Annotated in this window: 17 protein-coding genes; 13 read left to right on the top strand and 4 right to left on the bottom strand. The window is 67.2% G+C overall.

Annotation, left to right across the window (positions count from 1 at the left end; genetic code table 11):
• Positions 1 to 3 precede the first annotated feature (3 nt).
• The 12 genes from araD to ATO3_RS03335 all read left to right on the top strand — a co-directional run bounded on the left by araD (position 4) and on the right by ATO3_RS03335 (position 12,837).
• Positions 4 to 1,746, top strand: a complete 1,743-nt coding sequence (gene araD, locus ATO3_RS03280; protein ID WP_088648348.1) for an L-arabinonate dehydratase — start codon at positions 4 to 6, stop codon at positions 1,744 to 1,746.
• Positions 1,746 to 2,672, top strand: a complete 927-nt coding sequence (locus ATO3_RS03285; protein ID WP_088648349.1) for a Gfo/Idh/MocA family protein — start codon at positions 1,746 to 1,748, stop codon at positions 2,670 to 2,672. The genes araD and ATO3_RS03285 overlap by 1 nt, the downstream gene beginning before the upstream one ends.
• Positions 2,673 to 2,675: 3 nt before the next feature.
• Complete coding sequence (locus ATO3_RS03290) at positions 2,676 to 3,659, top strand: aldose epimerase family protein (RefSeq protein ID WP_088648350.1); 984 nt, start codon at positions 2,676 to 2,678, stop codon at positions 3,657 to 3,659.
• Positions 3,660 to 3,681: 22 nt separating this feature from the next.
• Complete coding sequence (locus tag ATO3_RS03295; protein ID WP_088648351.1) at positions 3,682 to 4,599, top strand: dihydrodipicolinate synthase family protein; 918 nt, start codon at positions 3,682 to 3,684, stop codon at positions 4,597 to 4,599.
• A gap of 13 nt (positions 4,600 to 4,612) precedes the next feature.
• A complete protein-coding gene (locus tag ATO3_RS03300; protein ID WP_088648352.1) occupies positions 4,613 to 6,130 on the top strand; it encodes an aldehyde dehydrogenase (NADP(+)) in 1,518 nt (505 codons plus the stop codon).
• 148 nt (positions 6,131 to 6,278) lie between these two features.
• Positions 6,279 to 6,506: a hypothetical protein gene (locus tag ATO3_RS03305; protein ID WP_088648353.1), complete on the top strand. Its 228-nt coding sequence runs from the start codon at positions 6,279 to 6,281 to the stop codon at positions 6,504 to 6,506.
• 175 nt (positions 6,507 to 6,681) lie between these two features.
• Entirely contained in the window at positions 6,682 to 9,561 is a 2,880-nt protein-coding gene (locus ATO3_RS03310) for a monovalent cation/H+ antiporter subunit A (RefSeq protein WP_088648354.1), read from the top strand.
• Position 9,562: 1 nt separating this feature from the next.
• Positions 9,563 to 9,925, top strand: a complete 363-nt coding sequence (locus tag ATO3_RS03315; RefSeq protein ID WP_088648355.1) for a Na+/H+ antiporter subunit C — start codon at positions 9,563 to 9,565, stop codon at positions 9,923 to 9,925.
• Entirely contained in the window at positions 9,922 to 11,637 is a 1,716-nt protein-coding gene (locus ATO3_RS03320) for a monovalent cation/H+ antiporter subunit D (RefSeq protein ID WP_088648356.1), read from the top strand. The genes ATO3_RS03315 and ATO3_RS03320 overlap by 4 nt, the downstream gene beginning before the upstream one ends.
• Positions 11,638 to 11,640: 3 nt before the next feature.
• A complete protein-coding gene (locus ATO3_RS03325; protein WP_088648357.1) occupies positions 11,641 to 12,129 on the top strand; it encodes a Na+/H+ antiporter subunit E in 489 nt (162 codons plus the stop codon).
• Positions 12,129 to 12,398 (top strand): K+/H+ antiporter subunit F, encoded by a 270-nt coding sequence (locus ATO3_RS03330; RefSeq protein WP_088648358.1) that lies wholly within the window; start codon positions 12,129 to 12,131, stop codon positions 12,396 to 12,398. The genes ATO3_RS03325 and ATO3_RS03330 overlap by 1 nt, the downstream gene beginning before the upstream one ends.
• Before the next feature lie 13 nt (positions 12,399 to 12,411).
• Positions 12,412 to 12,837, top strand: coding sequence for a Na+/H+ antiporter subunit G (locus tag ATO3_RS03335; RefSeq protein ID WP_088648359.1), 426 nt, complete (start codon positions 12,412 to 12,414; stop codon positions 12,835 to 12,837).
• A 680-nt stretch (positions 12,838 to 13,517) separates the two neighbouring features.
• On the opposite strand, the gene ATO3_RS03340 is transcribed toward ATO3_RS03335, so the two are convergent.
• The 4 genes from ATO3_RS03340 to ATO3_RS03355 are packed head-to-tail and all read right to left on the bottom strand — an operon-like array spanning position 13,518 to position 16,945.
• Positions 13,518 to 14,276 carry an ABC transporter permease gene (locus ATO3_RS03340; RefSeq protein WP_088648360.1) on the bottom strand — a complete coding sequence of 253 codons (759 nt, stop codon included), beginning with the start codon at positions 14,274 to 14,276 and terminating at the stop codon, positions 13,518 to 13,520.
• Entirely contained in the window at positions 14,273 to 15,106 is an 834-nt protein-coding gene (locus ATO3_RS03345) for an ABC transporter ATP-binding protein (protein ID WP_088648361.1), read from the bottom strand. Before ATO3_RS03345 ends, ATO3_RS03340 begins: the two co-directional genes overlap by 4 nt.
• Positions 15,103 to 15,894 carry an SDR family NAD(P)-dependent oxidoreductase gene (locus tag ATO3_RS03350; RefSeq protein ID WP_088648362.1) on the bottom strand — a complete coding sequence of 264 codons (792 nt, stop codon included), beginning with the start codon at positions 15,892 to 15,894 and terminating at the stop codon, positions 15,103 to 15,105. Before ATO3_RS03350 ends, ATO3_RS03345 begins: the two co-directional genes overlap by 4 nt.
• Before the next feature lies 1 nt (position 15,895).
• On the bottom strand, positions 15,896 to 16,945 hold the full coding sequence (locus tag ATO3_RS03355) for an ABC transporter substrate-binding protein (RefSeq protein WP_088648363.1): 1,050 nt from the start codon (positions 16,943 to 16,945) through the stop codon (positions 15,896 to 15,898).
• Between the two features lie 231 nt (positions 16,946 to 17,176).
• On the opposite strand from ATO3_RS03355, the gene ATO3_RS03360 reads away from it, so the two are divergent.
• A complete protein-coding gene (locus ATO3_RS03360; protein WP_088648364.1) occupies positions 17,177 to 18,082 on the top strand; it encodes a LysR family transcriptional regulator in 906 nt (301 codons plus the stop codon).
• Positions 18,083 to 18,164: the final 82 nt, after the last annotated feature.

The raw sequence follows: 18,164 nt of genomic DNA on the forward strand, positions 1-18,164 counted from the left end.
TTCATGTCCTTCACCCCCGCCCCGTGGCCCCGCAAGCTGCGTTCCCAGGAATGGTATGGAGGGACGACCAAGGATTCCATCTATCACCGGGGATGGCTGAAGAATCAGGGCTACCCGGATGACCTGTTCGACGGGCGCCCGATCATCGGGGTGCTGAACACCTGGTCGGATCTGACGCCCTGCAACGGCCACCTGCGCGAGCTGGCCGAGAAGGTGAAGGCCGGGATCTGGGAGGCCGGCGGCTTCCCGGTCGAGGTGCCGGTGTTCTCGGCCTCCGAGAACACGTTCCGGCCCACCGCGATGATGTTCCGCAACCTCGCCGCGCTGTCGATCGAAGAGCAGATGCGCGGGCAGCCCATCGACGGCGCCGTGCTGCTGGTGGGCTGCGACAAGACCACGCCCTCGCTGCTGATGGCGGCCGCTTCGGTGGACATGCCGTCGATCGTGGTGACCGGCGGGCCCATGCTGAACGGCTGGTTCCACGGCGAGGCGGTGGGTGCGGGCACGCATCTGTGGCGGTTCTCCGAGGCGGTGAAGGCCGGCGAGATGACGCAGCAGGAATTCCTGGATGCCGAGAGCGCGGTGACGCGGTCGTCGGGGACCTGCAACACGATGGGCACGGCCTCGTCGATGGCGTCGATGGCCGAAGCGCTTGGCATGGCCCTGTCGGGCAATGCGGCGATCCCGGCAGTGGACAGCCGGCGCCGGACCATGGCGCAGCTGACCGGCCGGCGCATCGTGCAGATGGTGAAGGACGATCTGAAGCCCTCCGACATCCTGACCCGCGAAGCGTTCGAGAACGCGATCCGCGTGAACGGCGCGGTGGGCGGGTCGACCAACACGGTGGTGCACCTGCTGGCCATCGCGGGCCGCGTAGGCATCGATATCACGCTGGACGACTGGGACCGGCTGGGCCGCGACGTGTCGACCATCGTCGATCTGCAGCCCTCGGGGCGGTTCCTGATGGAGGAATTCTACTATGCCGGGGGTCTGCCTGTGGTGCTGAAGCGGCTGGGAGAGGCCGGGCAGCTGCACAGGGAGGCCCTGACGGTCTCCGGAAGCACGATCTGGGACGAGGTCAAGGGGGCGGTGAACTACAACGAAGAGGTCATCCGCCCCGCCGACAGGCCCCTGACCGACAAGGGCGGGATTGCCGTGCTGCGGGGCAATATCGCCCCCAACGGCGCGATCCTGAAGCCCTCGGCGGCCTCGCCCGCCCTGATGCAGCACCGGGGACGCGCGGTGGTCTTCGAGGATATCGACGACTACAAGGCGAAGATCAACGACGACGCGCTCGACATCGACGAGACCTGCATCATGGTGCTGAAGAACTGCGGGCCGCGCGGCTATCCCGGCATGGCCGAGGTCGGCAACATGGGCCTGCCGCCGAAGGTCCTGAAGAAGGGCATCACCGACATGATCCGCATCTCGGATGCGCGCATGTCGGGCACGGCCTATGGCACAGTCATCCTGCACACCTCGCCCGAGGCCGCCGTGGGCGGGCCGCTGGCGGTGGTGCGCGACGGCGACATGATCGAGGTCGATGTCGCGGCACGGCGTCTGCACCTGGACATCAGCGAGGAGGACCTTGCCGCGCGCCTGGCCGGATGGGCGCCCAGCCACGAGCAGGCGACATCGGGCTACGAATGGCTGCACCAGACCCATGTGGGCGGGGCGGACACGGGCGCGGACCTGGACTTCCTCAAGGGCTGCCGTGGCGCGGCGGTCGGAAAGGATTCACATTGATGCAGATCGCGCTTGTGGGCATCGGCAAGATCGCCCTGGACCAGCATGTCCCCTCCATCGCCGCCTCCCCCGACTGGGAGCTGGCGGCCACCGTGTCGCGGCACGGGACGGTGGACGGGGTCGAGGCCTTTACCGATTTCGACGCAATGCTCGCCGCCCGTCCCGACATCCGGGTCGTTTCGCTCTGCATGCCGCCGGTTCCGCGCTATGATTACGCGGCCAAGGCGATCCGGGCCGCGCGGCACGTGATGCTTGAAAAGCCCCCGGGCGCCACCCTGTCGGAATGCCATGCGCTGGCCGACATGGCGGCGGCGCAGCGGGTGTCGCTTTATGCCACGTGGCATTCGCGGTCGGCCGACAAGGTGCAGGCGGCGAAGGCCTGGCTGGCCGGCAAGACGCTGCGGAAGTTCACCGTCACCTGGAAGGAGGACGTGCGCCGCTGGCATCCCGGGCAGGAGTGGATCTGGGAGCCCGGCGGCATGGGGGTCTTCGATCCCGGGATCAACGCCCTGTCCATCGTGACCGAGATCCTGGCCGACCCGATCCACGTGACCTCGGCCCTGCTGGAGGTGCCGGAGAACCGGCAGGCACCGATTGCCGCGAAGATGGCCTTCCACCATCCCACCGCAGAGGTCGCGATGGAGTTCGACTGGCGCCAGGAGGGCGACCAGACCTGGTCGATCGAGGCGGAATGCGACGAAGGCACGCTTGCGCTGCACGACGGCGGCGCGCGGATGCTGGTCGACGGGGCCGAGACCGGCGACGAGACCAGCGCGGCGCTCTCGGGCGAATACCCGCGGCTTTATGCCCGGATGTCCGAGCTGGTGCGCGCGGGCACCTCGGACGTCGACCTTGCGCCGATGCGCCATGTGGCCGATGCCTTCACCCTCGGACGGCGCGAGCTGGTCGCGCCCTTCACGGAGTAACCCATGGCCGAGCATTTCGCAGACACGCCGGAGGGACTGCCGGTCGACGTGATCCGCCTGCAGGCGGGCGGCACGCGGGCGCAGATTCTGACCTGGGGCGCCACGCTGCAGGATCTGCGGCTTGATGGCGTGGACCATGGCCTGGTGCTGGGCGCGCCACAGCTGGCGCCCTACCTTGGACCGATGCGCTATTTCGGCGCCATCGTCGGGCCGGTGGCCAACCGCATCGCGGGCGGCACGGCCGAGCTGGACGGCACGCGCCACGATTTCGAGAAGAACGAGGCCGGGCGCACCACGCTGCATGGCGGGCACATCGGCACCGATGCGCGGCTCTGGCAGCTGGAGGAGGAGAGCGACAGCCATTGCCGCCTGTCCCTGCGGCTGGCCGATGGCGAGGGCGGGTTTCCGGGCAACCGGGTGCTGTCGGCCGAGTACCGGCTGGGCGATGACGGTGCGCTGACGCTGACGCTGACGGCTGTCAGCGATGCGCCGACTTGGATGAACCTGGCCAATCACGCCTACTGGAACCTGACGGGCCGGGACGGGCTGGAAGATCATGCGCTGAGCATCGCCGCCTCCAGCTACCTGGAGGTCGACGACCACCTGATCCCCACCGGCGCCCCGGTGCCGGTGGCGGGCACGCGCTTTGATTTCCGCGCCCCCCGCCCCGTGCGGCGCGAGGGCGAGGCGATGGTCGATCACAACTTCTGCCTCGATCCCGGCGCGCGGCCGTCGCTGGTGCTGACCGGCGGTGGGCTTCGGCTTGAGATCACCACCGATGCGCCCGGCGTGCAGATCTTCGACGCCACGGGCCTGACCCCCGGCCCCGGCCATGACGGGCGCCAACACGGCCCCCATGCCGGCCTCGCGATCGAGCCGCAGTTCTGGCCCGATACGCCCAACCATCCCGATTACCCTTCGATCCGGCTTGACCCCGGCGCGACCTGGTCCCAGGTCAGCCGGTACCACGCCACGGTCGAGAGCTGAGCAGAGAAAAGGACGATTGCCCATGAAATCCCCCCTGACAGGCATCCTGCCCGTGGCGCCCACACCGTTTCACGCCGATGGCCGCGTGGACGAAGAGGGCATGCGCCGTGTGCTCGACTGCATGATCGACCAGGGCGTCGACGCGATCTGCATCCTGGCGAATTATTCAGAGCAGTTCCTGCTGTCCGATGCCGAACGCGACCTGCTGATGAAGATCAGCCTTGAGCATGTCGCCGGCCGGGTGCCGGTGATTGCCACCATCAGCCATTTCGCGACCGAGGTGGTCACCGCCCGGGCGAAGGCGGCCGAGGCGATGGGCGCGGCCATGGTGATGATGATGCCGCCCTATCACGGTGTGGGCCTGGTCCCGGCCGAGGCGGGCATCTTCGAGCAGTTCGCCGCCGTCTCGGATGCGATCTCGATCCCGATCATGGTGCAGGACGCGCCGCTGTCGGGTGTCTCGCTGCCCGTCCCGCTGCTGGTGCGGATGGCGAAGGAGATCGAGAACGTCTCTTACTTCAAGATCGAAACGCCCTTTGCCGCCGACAAGCTGGCCGCGCTGATCGAGATGGGTGGCGAGCATATCGTCGGCCCCTTCGACGGCGAAGAGGCGGTGACGCTGCTGGCCGACCTGGACGCGGGCTGCACCGGTACCATGACCTCGGCCTTGCAGCCCGAGCTGATCCGGCCCATCGTCACCGAATTCCGCGCCGGCAACGAGGCCGCCGCGCTGGAGCGCTGGCAGATGTGCCTGCCGCTGATCAACCACGAAAACCGTCAGTGCGGCCTGCGCGCCGCCAAGACGGTGATGATGGAAGGCGGCGTGATCGGATCCGATCACGTGCGTCATCCGTTGAAACCCATGTCCGACCGCACCCGCGCCCGGCTGCTTCAGCTTTCCAAAGAGCTGGACGTGATCGCGCTGCGCTGGGGCAAATAGAAAGGATCGAACGATGACCACCTTCACACCGCACGGCAAGAACCTGATCGCAGGGGAATGGGTCGCCGGAGAGGCCACCTTTGCCTCCGCGCCCGTCTCGGGCCCGTCGCACAGCTTCACCGACGGCTCGCCCGCGCTGGTCGATGCCGCCGTCAAGGCCGCCGAAGAGGCGTTCTGGACCTACGGCTATTCCAGCCGCGAGGACCGCGCCGCCTTCCTGAACGCCATTGCCGACGAGATCGAGGCCCGCGGCGAGCAGATCACCGAGATCGGCACGCAGGAAACCGGCCTGCCCGAGGCGCGCCTTCAGGGCGAGCGCGGACGGACCACCGGCCAGCTGCGCATGTTCGCCGATCACATCATGAAGGGCGATTACCTGGACCGCCGCCATGACGAGGCGCTGCCCGACCGCGCGCCCCTGCCCCGGCCGGACCTGCGCATGGTCCAGCGCCCGATCGGCCCGGTCGCCGTCTTCGGCGCATCGAACTTCCCGCTGGCGTTCTCGACAGCGGGCGGCGACACGGCCTCGGCGCTGGCCGCCGGCTGCCCGGTTGTCGTCAAGGGACACCCGGCCCATCCCGGCACCGCCGAGATCGTGGCCGAGGCGATCCATGCGGCGGTCGCCAAGACCGGGATGCCCGCGGGCGTCTTTTCGATGGTGCACGGCGCGGCACACGAGGTCGGCGGCACGCTGGTGAAACATCCGCTGATCAAGGCGGTGGGCTTCACCGGGTCGCTGAAAGGCGGCAAGGCGCTGTTCGACCTTTGCGCGCAACGCCCCGAGCCGATCCCCTTCTTCGGCGAGCTGGGCTCGATCAACCCGATGTTCATCCTGGCCGAGGCCGCCAAGGCCCGGGGCGAGGAAATCGGCAAGGGCTGGGCCGGCTCGCTGACCATGGGCGCGGGCCAGTTCTGCACCAACCCCGGGATCGCCGTCGTGGGCCAGGGGCCGGAGGGCGACGCCTTTGTCGCCGCCGCCAAGTCCGCCCTGGAGGAGACCGCCCCGCAGGTCATGCTGACCGACGGGATCGCATCGGCCTATCGCGACGGCAAGGCGACGTTCGACGCCTCGAACGCCGCGCGGCCGGTGATGACCAGCGAGAGCGAGGGCCGCAATGCCGCGCCGAACCTCTACGAGACGGATGTCGAGGCCTTCCTCAGCGATCATGCGCTCGAGCAGGAGGTCTTTGGCCCGCTCGGCGTGGTGATCCGCGTGGGATCGCAGGACGAGATGGTGGAGCTGGCCAAGGGCTTCGAGGGTCAGCTGACCGCGACGCTGCACATGGACGACGGCGACACCGACGCGGCGCGGCAGCTGATGCCGGTGCTGGAGCGCAAGGCGGGCCGGGTGCTGGCCAACGGCTTCCCCACGGGGGTCGAGGTCTGCGATGCCATGGTCCATGGCGGCCCCTACCCCGCGTCGACCAACTTCGGCGCGACCTCGGTCGGGACGCTGGCGATCCGGCGCTTCCTGCGCCCGGTCTGCTACCAGAACCTGCCCGAGGCGCTGCTGCCCGAAGACCTGCGCTGACCGCGGAAAAGCAGTGGTATATGGCATACCACATGCAGTAAACTTTTCGTGAACGCCTTGTGAGCAAGGGCGTTCACGCAATTCCAGGTGCTTGCGGCCTCCGGTCTTTCCTGACACTCTGCACAAGCTACGACGCGGGGGGAACGGGGTGCCGCAGCACGACACGCATATCGACACGGCGCGGTTTCATGCGCTGATCGCGACGGACACCGTCCGTGCGCGTGACCTGTCGACAGCGTCGGACGTGGCCATCATCGCCGATCCCCACGCCGGTATCCGCATCCGCCGCGCGATCCGCAAGCAGACCCAGCGCGATCCCTGCAGCGCGCGCGACGTGGCCCAGACCCAGGCTCCGGCCCGGGCTTTGACCACGTGATCCGGACCGTGACCGGTCAGGCAAGGCTGCTGCCGAAACGGCAGACCTGTGCCGGGTGTCACGGCGGTCGCATAGTTTTTCGGCAGTCCTGAACGGTTTGCACTCCACAAGTGGGGTGTGACCCTTTACGCCGAGTTTCAATATCCTTCTTCGGCCCCGGGAGTAACGCGCGCCCATGAGCGATCAGACCCCCCTGCTACTTGTCATCGCCCTTCTGCCCTTCATAGGCGCATTGATACCCGGGCTGATGATCCGCGCCGGCCGGAATGCCTGCGCGATCTTCACCGCCGCGCCGACGGCGCTGGCCTTCATCATGCTTCTGCTGCTGGCCCCCGCGGTGTTCCGCGGCGAGGTGCTGCATTTCCGGCTGGACTGGCTGCCGCAGCTGGGGCTGCAGGCGAGCTTCTTCCTCGACGGGCTCGGGCTGCTCTTTGCCTGCATGATCACGGGCGTCGGCCTGCTGATCACGCTTTACGCGCGTTTCTACCTGTCGGGCGAGGATCCGATGGGGCAGTTCTATACCTTCCTGCTGCTGTTCCAGGGCGCGATGCTGGGCATCGTCCTGTCGGACAACATCCTGCTTCTGCTGATTTTCTGGGAGCTGACGTCGCTGTCGTCCTTCCTGCTGATCGGTTACTGGAAGCACCTGCCCGATGGCCGCCAGGGCGCGCGCATGGCGCTGGCGGTGACCGGCGCGGGCGGGCTTGCGATGATCGGGGGGATGCTGATCCTCGGCAATATCGCGGGCAGCTACAACCTCAGCGACATCCTGCAGGCCGGCGACGCGATCAAGGCGTCGGACTGGTACCTGCCGGCGCTGATCCTGATCCTGCTGGGCGCCTTCACCAAATCGGCGCAGTTCCCGTTCCACTTCTGGTTGCCGCATGCGATGGCCGCGCCGACGCCGGTCTCGGCCTATCTGCACAGCTCGACCATGGTGAAGGCGGGCGTCTTCCTGATGGCGCGGATGTGGCCGGCGCTGGGAGGCACGCAGGAATGGTTCTACATCGTGACCTCCGTGGGCCTGATCACCATGGTGATCGGCGCGGTCGTGGCGCTGTTCAAGGATGACCTGAAGGGGCTGCTGGCCTTCTCGACGGTCAGCCACCTTGGCCTGCTGACGGCGCTTCTGGGCTTTGCGACGCCCATGGCGGCGGTCGTCGCGGTGTTCCACATCATCAACCACATGACCTTCAAGGCCGCGCTCTTCATGACCGCCGGCATCATCGACCACGAGGCGCATACCCGCGACATCCGCCGGCTGGGCGGCTTGCGGACCCTGATGCCGATCACCTTCGTGATCGGAACGATCGCGGCGCTGTCGATGGCGGGTGTGCCGCTGACCAACGGGTTTCTGTCGAAGGAGCTGATGCTGGAGGAGGCCTGGCACGCGCATCTGTTCGAGAACCACTACGCCGCCGCCGTCCTTGCGACGCTGGGCGCGGTGTTCTCGGTGGCCTATTCGCTGCGCTTCATCTTCCACGTCTTCTTCGGCCCCGTGCGCGACGACTACCCGCACAAGCCCCACGATCCGCCCTTCGGCATGTGGGCCGCGCCCGCGCTGCTGGTGGTCTTCGTGGTGGCCATCGGCCTCTACCCGCCGCTGGTCGAGCCGCTGGTCAAGGTGGCCGGACAGGCCGTCATCGGCGATGCCGAGATGCCCTATTTCCACCTGGCGATCTGGCATGGCGTAACGCCCGCCCTGATCATGTCGGGCATCGCCCTGGCCGTCGGTGCGATCATCCTGATCGCCTTCACCCCGGTCGACCGGCTGTGGCTGGCGCTGAAGGTCCCCTATGCCAAGGCGATGTTCGACGCGCTGATGGCGCGGCTGGTGGGCTTCAGCACCTGGCTGACCGCCGGCATGCACAACGGAGCGATCAGCCGCTATCTGGCGATCTTCACCGTGGCCACCGTCCTGCTGGGCGTGATCGCCTACATGGGCGGCGGGCTTTCGGCGCCGGATCGCACGCTGCTGCCGATCCCGCCGGTTGTCTTCATCGGCTGGGTCCTGCTGGTCGCCGGCGCGATCGCCGTCGTGGCGCTTCACCGGCACCGGTTCCGGGCGCTGGTCGTGCTGGGGATCATCGGCCTGATGATCTCGGCCGGGTTCATCTATCTCTCGGCGCCCGACCTCGCGCTGACGCAGATCTCGGTGGAGACGGTGACGATCATGCTGCTGCTGCTCGCCCTGCACTTCCTGCCGAAGGAGACCCCGAACGAAAGCGGCCAGGCCCTGCGCATCCGCGACGGGGCGATCGCCCTGGTCGCGGGCGTGGGCGTGGCGGCACTGTGTTATGCCTTCATGCTGCGCGGCGTACCGACGATCTCGGATTACCACCTGGCCAATTCGTACATCGGCGGTGGCGGCACCAACGTGGTCAACGTGATCCTCGTGGACTTCCGCGGCTACGACACCTACGGCGAGATCATCGTGCTGGGCATTGCCGGCCTGACGATCTACGCCCTGATGGAGGCGCTGCTGAACGGGCCCGCCGCACGGCGGCTGCGCAACACCGACTACAGCCAGGACCGGTCGCGCGACCGTCACCCGCTGATGATGGTGATCGCGACCCGGGTGATGATGCCCATCGCGCTGATGGTGGGGATCTACATCTTCCTGCGCGGCCACAACCAGCCGGGAGGCGGCTTTGTCGCCGGGCTTGTCGTGTCGATCGCGCTCCTGATGCAGTACATGGCCTCGGGCTTTGCCTGGACCCAGGAGCGGCAGAAGATCGAGTATCATTCGCTGATCGGCTGGGGCGTGGTGATCGCCGGTCTGACCGGCGCAGGTGCCTGGCTGGCGGGCAAGCCCTTCCTGACCTCGGCCTATGGCTACCTGGAATTCCCGCCGATCGAGGAATTCGAATGGGCCACGGCCATTGCCTTCGACCTGGGCGTGTTCCTGACCGTGTTGGGGGCCGTGATGCTGATGCTCTACTCGCTCAGCCGGATCGCGCGCTACGCCGGCGAGACCGTGAACGTCGAGGCCATGGACTACGACCCGACCGACCGAACCACAGACCGAACGACCGACCAGAAGGAGGCGCGCTGACATGGAATTGCTTGTTGCCAGCGCCGTCGGCGTGCTGACCGCCGGAGGGGTCTACCTGATCCTGCGGCTGCGCGCCTTCCCCGTGATCCTCGGCCTGTCGCTGCTGTCCTACGCTGTGAACGTCTTCCTGTTCTCCAGCGGAGGGCTTGCGGTGAACCTGCCGCCGATCCTCAACAAATACGCGCCCGATCAGGCCTATACCGACCCGCTGCCCCAGGCGCTGGTGCTGACGGCGATCGTGATCTCCTTCGGGATGACGGCGCTTCTGGTGATGGTGGCGCTTGGCGCCTACCTGGAATCCGACACCGACAAGGTGGACATGGACGCGCCTGACGCCTCCGGCGACGAGGAGACGTCCAAATGAACCACTGGATCATTGCTCCCGTCGTTCTGCCGGCGCTGATGGCGCCGCTGATCGCCTTCGTGATGCGCTATGACATCGTGCTGGCGCGGGCGGCCTCCTTCGTGTCGACGCTGGGCCTGCTGGCGGTGTCGATCGCGCTTCTGGTGATGGTCGGGGATGGCGACATCCTGGTCTATCGCCTGGGCGACTGGCCGGCACCCTTCGGCATCGTGCTGGTGGTCGACCGGCTGTCGGCGCTGATGGTGCTGCTGACCTCGATCCTGGCGCTGCTGACGCTGACCCATGCCGCCGCCACCGGATGGGACGCGCGGGGCCGGCATTTCCACGCCCTGTTCCAGTTCCAGCTGATGGGGATCTGCGGCGCCTTCCTGACCGGCGACATCTTCAACCTCTTCGTCTTCTTCGAAGTGCTGCTGATCGCCTCCTACGGTCTGATGATCCATTCCGGCGGGGTCCAGAGGATCCGCGCAGGCCTGCAATACGTGGTCATCAACCTGGCGGGCTCGACCCTGTTCCTTTTCGCGCTGGGAACGCTTTATGCCTCCACCGGGACGCTGAACATCGCCGACCTGGCAGTGCGCGTGCAGGAGATCCCGGCCGAGGATGCCGCGCTGGTGCGGGTGGCGGCGATCCTGCTGATGACCGTCTTCGCGGTGAAGGCGGCGGTCTTCCCGGTGCAGTTCTGGCTGCCCGGCACCTATGCCAACGCCCCCGCCCCGGTCGCGGCGCTGTTCGCGATCATGACCAAGGTCGGCGCCTATGCCATCCTGCGGGTTCATGCGCTGGTCTTCGGGCCGCATGTGGAGGCGATGCAGGACATGCCGGGCGATCTGCTGTTCATCGGCGGCATCGTCACCGTGGCCATCGGCGCCTTCGGCGTGCTGGGCGCGCGGCGGCTGATGCCGCTGATCGCCTTCTCGGTCGTGGGCTCGATGGGGACGCTGATCACCGCGCTGGCGGCCTTCCGGCCCGAGGCGGTGACCGCAGCGCTTTATTACCTGGTGCATTCCACCTTCGCCGCCGCGGCGCTGTTCCTGGTGGCCGACCTGGTGGTCGCGCGCCGGACCGACGACCGCCTGACGGCGCAGCCGCCGACGGTGCAGAACGGGCTTTTTGCCGCGCTGTTCTTCGGCGGGGCCATCGCCATGGCCGGGATGCCGCCGCTGTCGGGCTTCCTGGGCAAGCTGGTGATCCTCGACGCGCTGCGCGAACCGGGCGAGATCTGGGCCGCATGGGTCGCGATCCTGGCGGGGTCGCTGCTGACGATCATCGGCTTTGCCCGCGCGGGCAGCATGATCTTCTGGCGCTCCACCGCGACCGAGGCACCGGTCCCGACCGAGGCCGCGCCCGCCCCCGATGCCACCCCCGCCACGCCGATGCAGCTTGCACCCAGCATGGCGGCGATGGCGCTGCTGGCGGCGCTGGCGGTCTTCGCCGGGCCGGTGACGCGTTACCTGCAGGGGGCGACGGACGAATTGTTCGACTATACCGCCTACGTGACAGCCGTTCTTTACGTCGACAACGAGGGCAAGGACCTGAGCAAGGGACACGGCGATGACCATGGCGACAGCTACGGCGAAGACCATGGCGAAGAGGGATACGGCGACGACGGCCATGGCGAGGCGGACTCGCCAGAGGCCGACGAGCTGCCAGCCCATCGCGCCAACGATGCCGAGGCCCACGGGGCCGAAGCCGAGCATGTGGAGGACTAAGTCATGATAAAGCGTCTCTTCCCCCACCCGCTGCTCAGCCTCATGCTGGTCTTCGTCTGGGCCGGGCTGGTCAACAAGGTCACCCCCGGCAACCTGCTGCTGGGCGCGATCCTGGGCGTGCTGGTCCCGCTGATCTCGTCGCCCTTCTGGCCCAACCGGGCCAAGCTGCGCCGGCCCGGCATGGCGATGATCTACGTGCTGATCGTGCTGTGGGATATCGTCGTGGCCAACGTGCAGGTTGCGCTGATCATCCTGTTCAAGCGCAGGGAGGACATCCATTCGAAATGGGTCTGCGTCCCGCTCGACGTGACCTCGCCCGAGCCGATCACCGTGCTGGCCGGCACCATTACCATGACCCCGGGCACCGTTTCGGCGGTGCTGTCGGCCGATGCCAGCTGCATCCTTGTCCACTGCCTGCACACCGACGACCCCGACGGCGTCCGCGACGACATCAAGCAGCGCTACGAACGCCGCCTGAAGGAGATCTTCTGATGCTGACCTATGCGCTCTACTTCGCTTTCGGCTGCTACGGGCTGGGCCTGCTGTTCTGTCTCTGGCGCATCGCCAAGGGGCCGGATTCGGCGGACAGGATCCTCGCGCTCGACACGATGGTGATCAACGTGATCGCCCTGCTGGTGCTCTACGGCATCTGGCGCGGCACCGCCGTCTACTACGAGGCCTCGATGCTGGTCGCCATGGTCGGCTTCGTCTCAACCGTCGCCTATTGCCGCTTTGTGCTGCGCGGCGACATCATCGAATGAGAGGGAGACGCTGATGGACACCCTGGCACAAATAGAGCTGGAACCCTGGGCCGAATACCTGGTCTGCTTCCTCCTGGTGGTCGGCGGGCTTTTCGGCATCGTCGGCTCCTTCGGACTGATCAAGCTGACGGACACGCTGCAACGGCTGCATGCGCCGACCAAGGCCACGACGCTGGGCGTGGGTGGCGTGCTGCTGGCCTCGATCTCGTATTTCTGGCTGGCCGAGCACGTGATCACCTTCCACGAACTGCTGATCACGCTGTTTCTGTTCCTGACGGCCCCGATCACGGCGAACTTCATCGCCAAGACCTACATGGCGCGGAACATGCCGCCGTCCGATGTGCCGCAGACAGAGGGCGATTACGGCTGGTCGATCTACGACGATCCGCCGCCGCCGCCCCGGCATTCCAGCCATGGCGCCACCCCCTCGCGGGACTGACGGCGCCACATGCCGCACCCCCCTGCCCGCCGCGCCCCTCGCGCGGCGGGCTTCGTTTCGGCCCCCTGTCGTCAGACCGGCGCCACCGGCGTGACCGGAGAGCCCACCGCCCCCGGCAGCCGCAGCGGCGGCGTCGTCAGCAGGACACGCGAGCGCCCGTTTTCCCGCAGCCACCCAGCCAGCGACGTCAGGTGCCAGCGGGATGCCGTTCCGCCGGGGCCATCCGCAACATGTCGCGCGGCCGTGCAGCTGGCATGGGTTGAATTGCCGGGTGGGTCTCCTCGGCCGGTCGATCATAGCGGTCGATCGACCCGCTCATGCGCCGCGCGGTCATGACATGCCGACGGGCCTCCTGCCCGCCGACACGCCCATGTCGCGCCTGTGACCATCCCGGGGAGATCCAGCGAAATAGCCGGTCCGACGCGGGTTCATGCGCCGGTCTCCTTGTCCACAAGCAGTCGATGTCACGCCGAACCGCGTCCTGCGGCCGATCGCGCGAAACTCGGGGATCCTGCGCGCCGTGCCCCGGCGTGATCGCGAGGGTCCCCAGGCATCCGAAACGCAATCGCGCCGCGCCCGAAGGAAAAGGCGCATACCGGATACCCGGGTCATGTTGCACGATTTCCGGGCAGCGGCAACCGGGATCGGCGCGCCGGCACCGCGACGGGGCCGGAACCGGCTCAGATCTCCTTGCGCATGGCCCAGGACGCGACGTTGCGCTCGATCAGCGAGAAGACCGCGTAAAGCGACACGCCCATGATCGCCAGCACCATCAGGCCGGCAAAGACCAGCGGTACGTTGAACGAGGACGAGGCGATCAGCATCAGGTTGCCCACGCCCTTGTTGGCGGCCACCGTCTCGGCGATGACAGATCCCACGAAGCTGAGCGTGATCGCCACCTTCAGCGAGGCGAAGAAATAAGGCATCGAGCGCGGCAGCCCGACGTTCCACAGGATCTCGCGCTTGGTGGCCTTGAGCGAGCGCATCACGTCCTCCAGTTCCGGTTCCACCGTGGCGATGCCGGTCGAGACATTCACGACGATCGGGAAGATGCAGATGATCATCGCCGTCAGGATCGCCGGGATCGTGCCCGCCCCGAACCACAGCACGAAGATCGGCACCACCGCCACCTTGGGGATCGACGAGATGCCCACCAGCAGCGGATAGGCCGTGTCATAGGCCAGCTTCGACGACCCGATCAGCACGCCCAGCCCCAGCCCGATGGCCACGCCGCAGACGAAGCCCACCATCGTGGTGTAGAAGGTCTGCCAGACATGCGGCCAGATCGCGTGCTGATATTCTATGAAGGCCGCGATGATGCGGCTGGGCCGGGGCAGGATCAGTTCCGAGATCCCCGCAAGCAGGCAGAACAGCTCCCAGAAGACGAAGACGCCGACGATCAGCCCGGCGGAGGCAAGCTTCTGTTGACGCGGGCTCATGCGGCGCTGCCTCCGATGGATCCCGTGACGGGGGTATGGACGATGCGGCCGCGCAGCTCCTGCACCAGGGCGGTGAAGCCCGGATCGAAGGTCAGGTCGATGGGGCGCGGGCGGGCGAAGGTCACGGCGCGGTCCTCGATGATGCGCCCCGGGCGCGGGGACATGACGCAGATGCGCGAGGCCAGATAGGCCGCTTCGCGCAGGTCATGGGTCACCAGCAGCACCGTCGGCGACCGGTCGAGCCAGAGATCCTGCAGCGTCTGCCACAGCTCTTCGCGGGTGAATTGATCGAGCGCGCCGAAGGGTTCGTCGAGCAGCAGAAGATCCGGATCGTGGATCAGCGCGCGGCAGAGATTGGCGCGCTGCATCATCCCGCCCGAAAGCTGCCAGGGGTTCTTGTCGGCAAAGTCGATCAGGCCCACGCGTTCCAGCAAAGCATCGGCGCGGTCGCGGTATTCGCCCGCCTTCTTGGCGCGAAACCCGGCCTTGAAGGGCGGCACGATCTTCAGCGGCAGCATGACGTTCTCGCGGATCGTCATCCAGGGCAGCAGCGAGGCGCTTTGAAACGCCATGCCCACGCGCACCGGCTCGGCGCCCAGTTCGCGGCCCGAAAACAGGATCCGGCCCTCGGTCGGCTCCAGCAGTTCGGCCACTAGCTTCAGGATCGTGGACTTGCCGCAGCCCGACGGCCCGACAAGCGCCAGGAAATCACCCTTTGCGATCCGCAGAGAGGTCGGCATCAGCGCCTGGGTGCGTTCGGCGTCGCGCCCGTAGGTCAGCCCGACGCCGTCGAATTCCACGAAACGCGCGCTCTGGTCGGCCCGGTTCATAGCGCCGCCCACCCGCCGTCGACCGGCAGGTCCACCCCGGTGATCTGCCGCGCCCGGTCCGAGGCCAGGAACAGCACAGCCGAGGCCACGTCGTCATCCGTGGTGATCCGCCCCAGCGCGTAGTCCGAGGCATGTTTCGCCGCCGCCGCGTCTTCCGAGATCCCGTATTGCGCGGCGACCTGCGGCACGACCTTCTCGCGAAAGCGCGGCCCGTCGACCATGCCGGGGGCCACGAGGTTGACGTTGATGTTGTCGGGGCCCAGCTCAAGCGCGAAGCTCTTGGTGATGCCGCGCAGGCCCCATTTGGACGAGGAATAGGCCAGCCGCATTGCCCGGCCGCGCATCCCGAAGGTGCCGCCGACATTGACGATCTTGCCGCCGCCCTGCGCGGCCATCACCGGCGCCACCGCGCGGATCAGGTTGAACGGCCCGCGCATGTTCAGCTGCGTGATCTCGTCGAATTCGGCCTGCGTCGTCTGCACCCCGGTCTTGCCGATCGGGCCGGTGCCGCCGGCGACGTTGACCAGGATGTCGATCCGCTCAAAATCTGTGGCGATGCCGGCAACCACGGCATCCACCGCTGCGCCATCGGTCACGTCGCAGCCAATGATATCCGCGCGAACGCCCAGGTCCCGCGCCTCTGCCGCCACCGGTTCGATGGCGCCCGTGTCCCGCCCCAGCAGCGCGAGGGCACAGCCCTCGGCCGCGAAGCCCAGCGAGATCGCCGCCCCCATGCCCTTTGCCGGGCCGGTGATGACGGCGACCTTGCCCTTCAGTCCAAGTTCCATGTCAGAGCAGCTTGTAGATCCGGTCTTCGGGCGCGGGCAGGAAGGCGTCGGTATAGATCTCCGACGGCTCCGGCGTGCGCGGCAGGTCGTTGGCCTCGACCACGATGTCGATGGCGGTCTTGAAGCGTTCGGGGTCGACCGCGCCCAGCCCGTGTTCGGCCACCTCGGGGTGGTTCATCTCGTCCTGCAGGGTCGCGACCAGGCGCTCCTTCTCGACCGTCTTGTTGATCAGCGGCTCGCGCTCGGCGACCGATGCGACGGCGGCATCCAGGTCGGCGATGGCATCCTTCACGCCCTCGTTGATCGCCCAGTTCATGCCCTTGACCAGCTCCGAGTCGGTCTCGGCCATCGATTTGGGCACGATGATCCCGTTGGAATAGAGATCCATGCCGTAATCGCCGTAGGAGATGAAGCGGATCTCCTCCTCGGGGTTCATGCCCGACAGCTTCGCCGAGAACCGGATCGTGTTGACGTAGCCGAAGACGCCCTCGACCTGTTCGGATTTCAGCATCTGCTCACGCAGGTTGGATTTGAAGTTCAGGATCTCGATGCCGCTGGTGTCGATGCCGGCCACGTTGGCGAAGGCCGGGAACAGTTTCAGCGCGCCGTCATTGGCGGCCCCGCCCAGCTTGCGACCCTCGAGATCCTCGGCCGACATGATGTCGGAGCTTTGCAGCACGGCGACCGTGAAGGGCGGCTTGTTGTACATCTGGTAGACGCAAAGCGGCGCCTCCTCCGGGTTGGTGCCCGCGAGCCGGATCAGCGCGTTCACATCGCCGAAGCCCACGTCATAGGCGCCCGAGGCCACCTGCCCCACCGCCGCGCCGGACCCGTTGCCCTGGTCCATCACCATCTCGATCCCGGCCTGGTCGAAATAGCCCTTGTCCTGCGCCAGGAAGAACCACGCCTGCGGACCCTGGTAGGTCCAGTTCAGGATCATGCGAAGCTTGGTCTTGCCCTGGCCGATGGCCGGGGCGGCAAGCGTCGTGGCGGCACCGGCCAGCAGGGCCTTGTTGAAATTGCGGCGGGTCAGGGACTTGGGGTCTCTCATGGGATCTCTCCGGTCGGACTGGATGCGTCTGCGCGCTCTGGGCGGTGCCCCCGCGTGCTTGCACGGGGCACGCGGGGGACTTTGGCGAGGAAACGTGACCCGGCCGAGGAAGAGGACGACTCGGGGCGCGGGCCCGCTGTGACGTACCTTCGCAAGCGGGTGTGTTGCTGTCTTGTGCTGATTTTTCCGCATGGCGTTGCTTGAAATGCACCACCTGTCTAATCTGACCGGATGAAACACCTCACCACCTTCCGCCTGATCGACGCGATTGCGCGCACCGGATCGATCCGGTCGGCGGCCGAACAGATGGCGCAGACGCCCTCGGCCGTGCAGCGCCGGCTGCAGGCCTACGAGGAGGAACTGGGCTACCAGATCTTCGACCGATCCCCGGGCGGCGTGCGGCTGAACGCGGCCGGGGAGCTGGTGATCCAGCACGTGCGCGAGACCATGGCCGAGACCGTGCGCCTGCGCTCGCGCATCGCCGACCTGTCGGGCAACCGGCGCGGGCATGTCAGCCTTGGGTGCAGCCAGGCGCTGGTGCCCTATTTCCTGCCCGCCCGGATCAGCGCCTACCAGGCCGAATTCCCCCGCGTGACCTTTGACGTGCAGGTGCTGGAACACCGTGCCGCGGCCCTGGCGCTCGAGGATTTCACGGTGGACGCGGTGCTGGTCTTCTCGGACGGGGGCGTGCCGGAATACGAGGTCATCCTCGCCGTGCCGCAGACGCTGGCGGCGGTGATGGCGCGGGATCATCCGCTGGCCCGGCACGACAGCCTGCGGCTGTGGCAATGCTACGACTACCCCGTGATCGCGGCCAACCGGGGCTTTGGGGGGCGAACCCTGCTGGAGCGGTCCCTGTACGACAAGACCTTCGCTCGCGCGCCGGTGCTCGAGACGAATTCCTTCGAATATCTCAAGGCCCACGTGGCGGCGACGGATGCGGTCACCTTCCAGATCCAGATCGGCGCGCCCGATCCGGGCGGAACCGGAGAGATCGTCAGCCGTCCCATAGATGCGCGCGACGTGCCGGGCGGGCAGCTGCTGCTGGGCAAGAAACACGGGCGCAACCTGTCGGTGGCCGCCTCCCGGTTTGTAGAGGACATCCGCAAGCAGCTGGCAGAGGCCTATCCGGACTGACCGGGCAGGATCCCGGGGCGCACCTCAGAAAGCGCTGTCTGTTGAGCCGGCCAGGCGGTATTCCAGGCATCGGAAAGGGAGG

The sequence above is a fragment of the Marinibacterium profundimaris genome (assembly GCF_002210095.1).
GTDB classification, from domain to species: domain Bacteria; phylum Pseudomonadota; class Alphaproteobacteria; order Rhodobacterales; family Rhodobacteraceae; genus Marinibacterium; species Marinibacterium profundimaris.

Bases quoted from the DNA above. Each gene is read 5' to 3' on its own strand.
- araD (WP_088648348.1), top strand. From the start codon at position 4: ATGTCCTTCACCCCCGCCCCGTGGCCCCGCAAGCTGCGTTCCCAGGAA.
- ATO3_RS03285 (WP_088648349.1), top strand. From the start codon at position 1,746: ATGCAGATCGCGCTTGTGGGCATCGGCAAGATCGCCCTGGACCAGCAT.
- ATO3_RS03290 (WP_088648350.1), top strand. From the start codon at position 2,676: ATGGCCGAGCATTTCGCAGACACGCCGGAGGGACTGCCGGTCGACGTG.
- ATO3_RS03295 (WP_088648351.1), top strand. From the start codon at position 3,682: ATGAAATCCCCCCTGACAGGCATCCTGCCCGTGGCGCCCACACCGTTT.
- ATO3_RS03300 (WP_088648352.1), top strand. From the start codon at position 4,613: ATGACCACCTTCACACCGCACGGCAAGAACCTGATCGCAGGGGAATGG.
- ATO3_RS03310 (WP_088648354.1), top strand. From the start codon at position 6,682: ATGAGCGATCAGACCCCCCTGCTACTTGTCATCGCCCTTCTGCCCTTC.
- ATO3_RS03315 (WP_088648355.1), top strand. From the start codon at position 9,563: ATGGAATTGCTTGTTGCCAGCGCCGTCGGCGTGCTGACCGCCGGAGGG.
- ATO3_RS03320 (WP_088648356.1), top strand. From the start codon at position 9,922: ATGAACCACTGGATCATTGCTCCCGTCGTTCTGCCGGCGCTGATGGCG.
- ATO3_RS03325 (WP_088648357.1), top strand. From the start codon at position 11,641: ATGATAAAGCGTCTCTTCCCCCACCCGCTGCTCAGCCTCATGCTGGTC.
- ATO3_RS03330 (WP_088648358.1), top strand. From the start codon at position 12,129: ATGCTGACCTATGCGCTCTACTTCGCTTTCGGCTGCTACGGGCTGGGC.
- ATO3_RS03335 (WP_088648359.1), top strand. From the start codon at position 12,412: ATGGACACCCTGGCACAAATAGAGCTGGAACCCTGGGCCGAATACCTG.
- ATO3_RS03340 (WP_088648360.1), bottom strand. From the start codon at position 14,276: ATGAGCCCGCGTCAACAGAAGCTTGCCTCCGCCGGGCTGATCGTCGGC.
- ATO3_RS03345 (WP_088648361.1), bottom strand. From the start codon at position 15,106: ATGAACCGGGCCGACCAGAGCGCGCGTTTCGTGGAATTCGACGGCGTC.
- ATO3_RS03350 (WP_088648362.1), bottom strand. From the start codon at position 15,894: ATGGAACTTGGACTGAAGGGCAAGGTCGCCGTCATCACCGGCCCGGCA.
- ATO3_RS03355 (WP_088648363.1), bottom strand. From the start codon at position 16,945: ATGAGAGACCCCAAGTCCCTGACCCGCCGCAATTTCAACAAGGCCCTG.
- ATO3_RS03360 (WP_088648364.1), top strand. From the start codon at position 17,177: ATGAAACACCTCACCACCTTCCGCCTGATCGACGCGATTGCGCGCACC.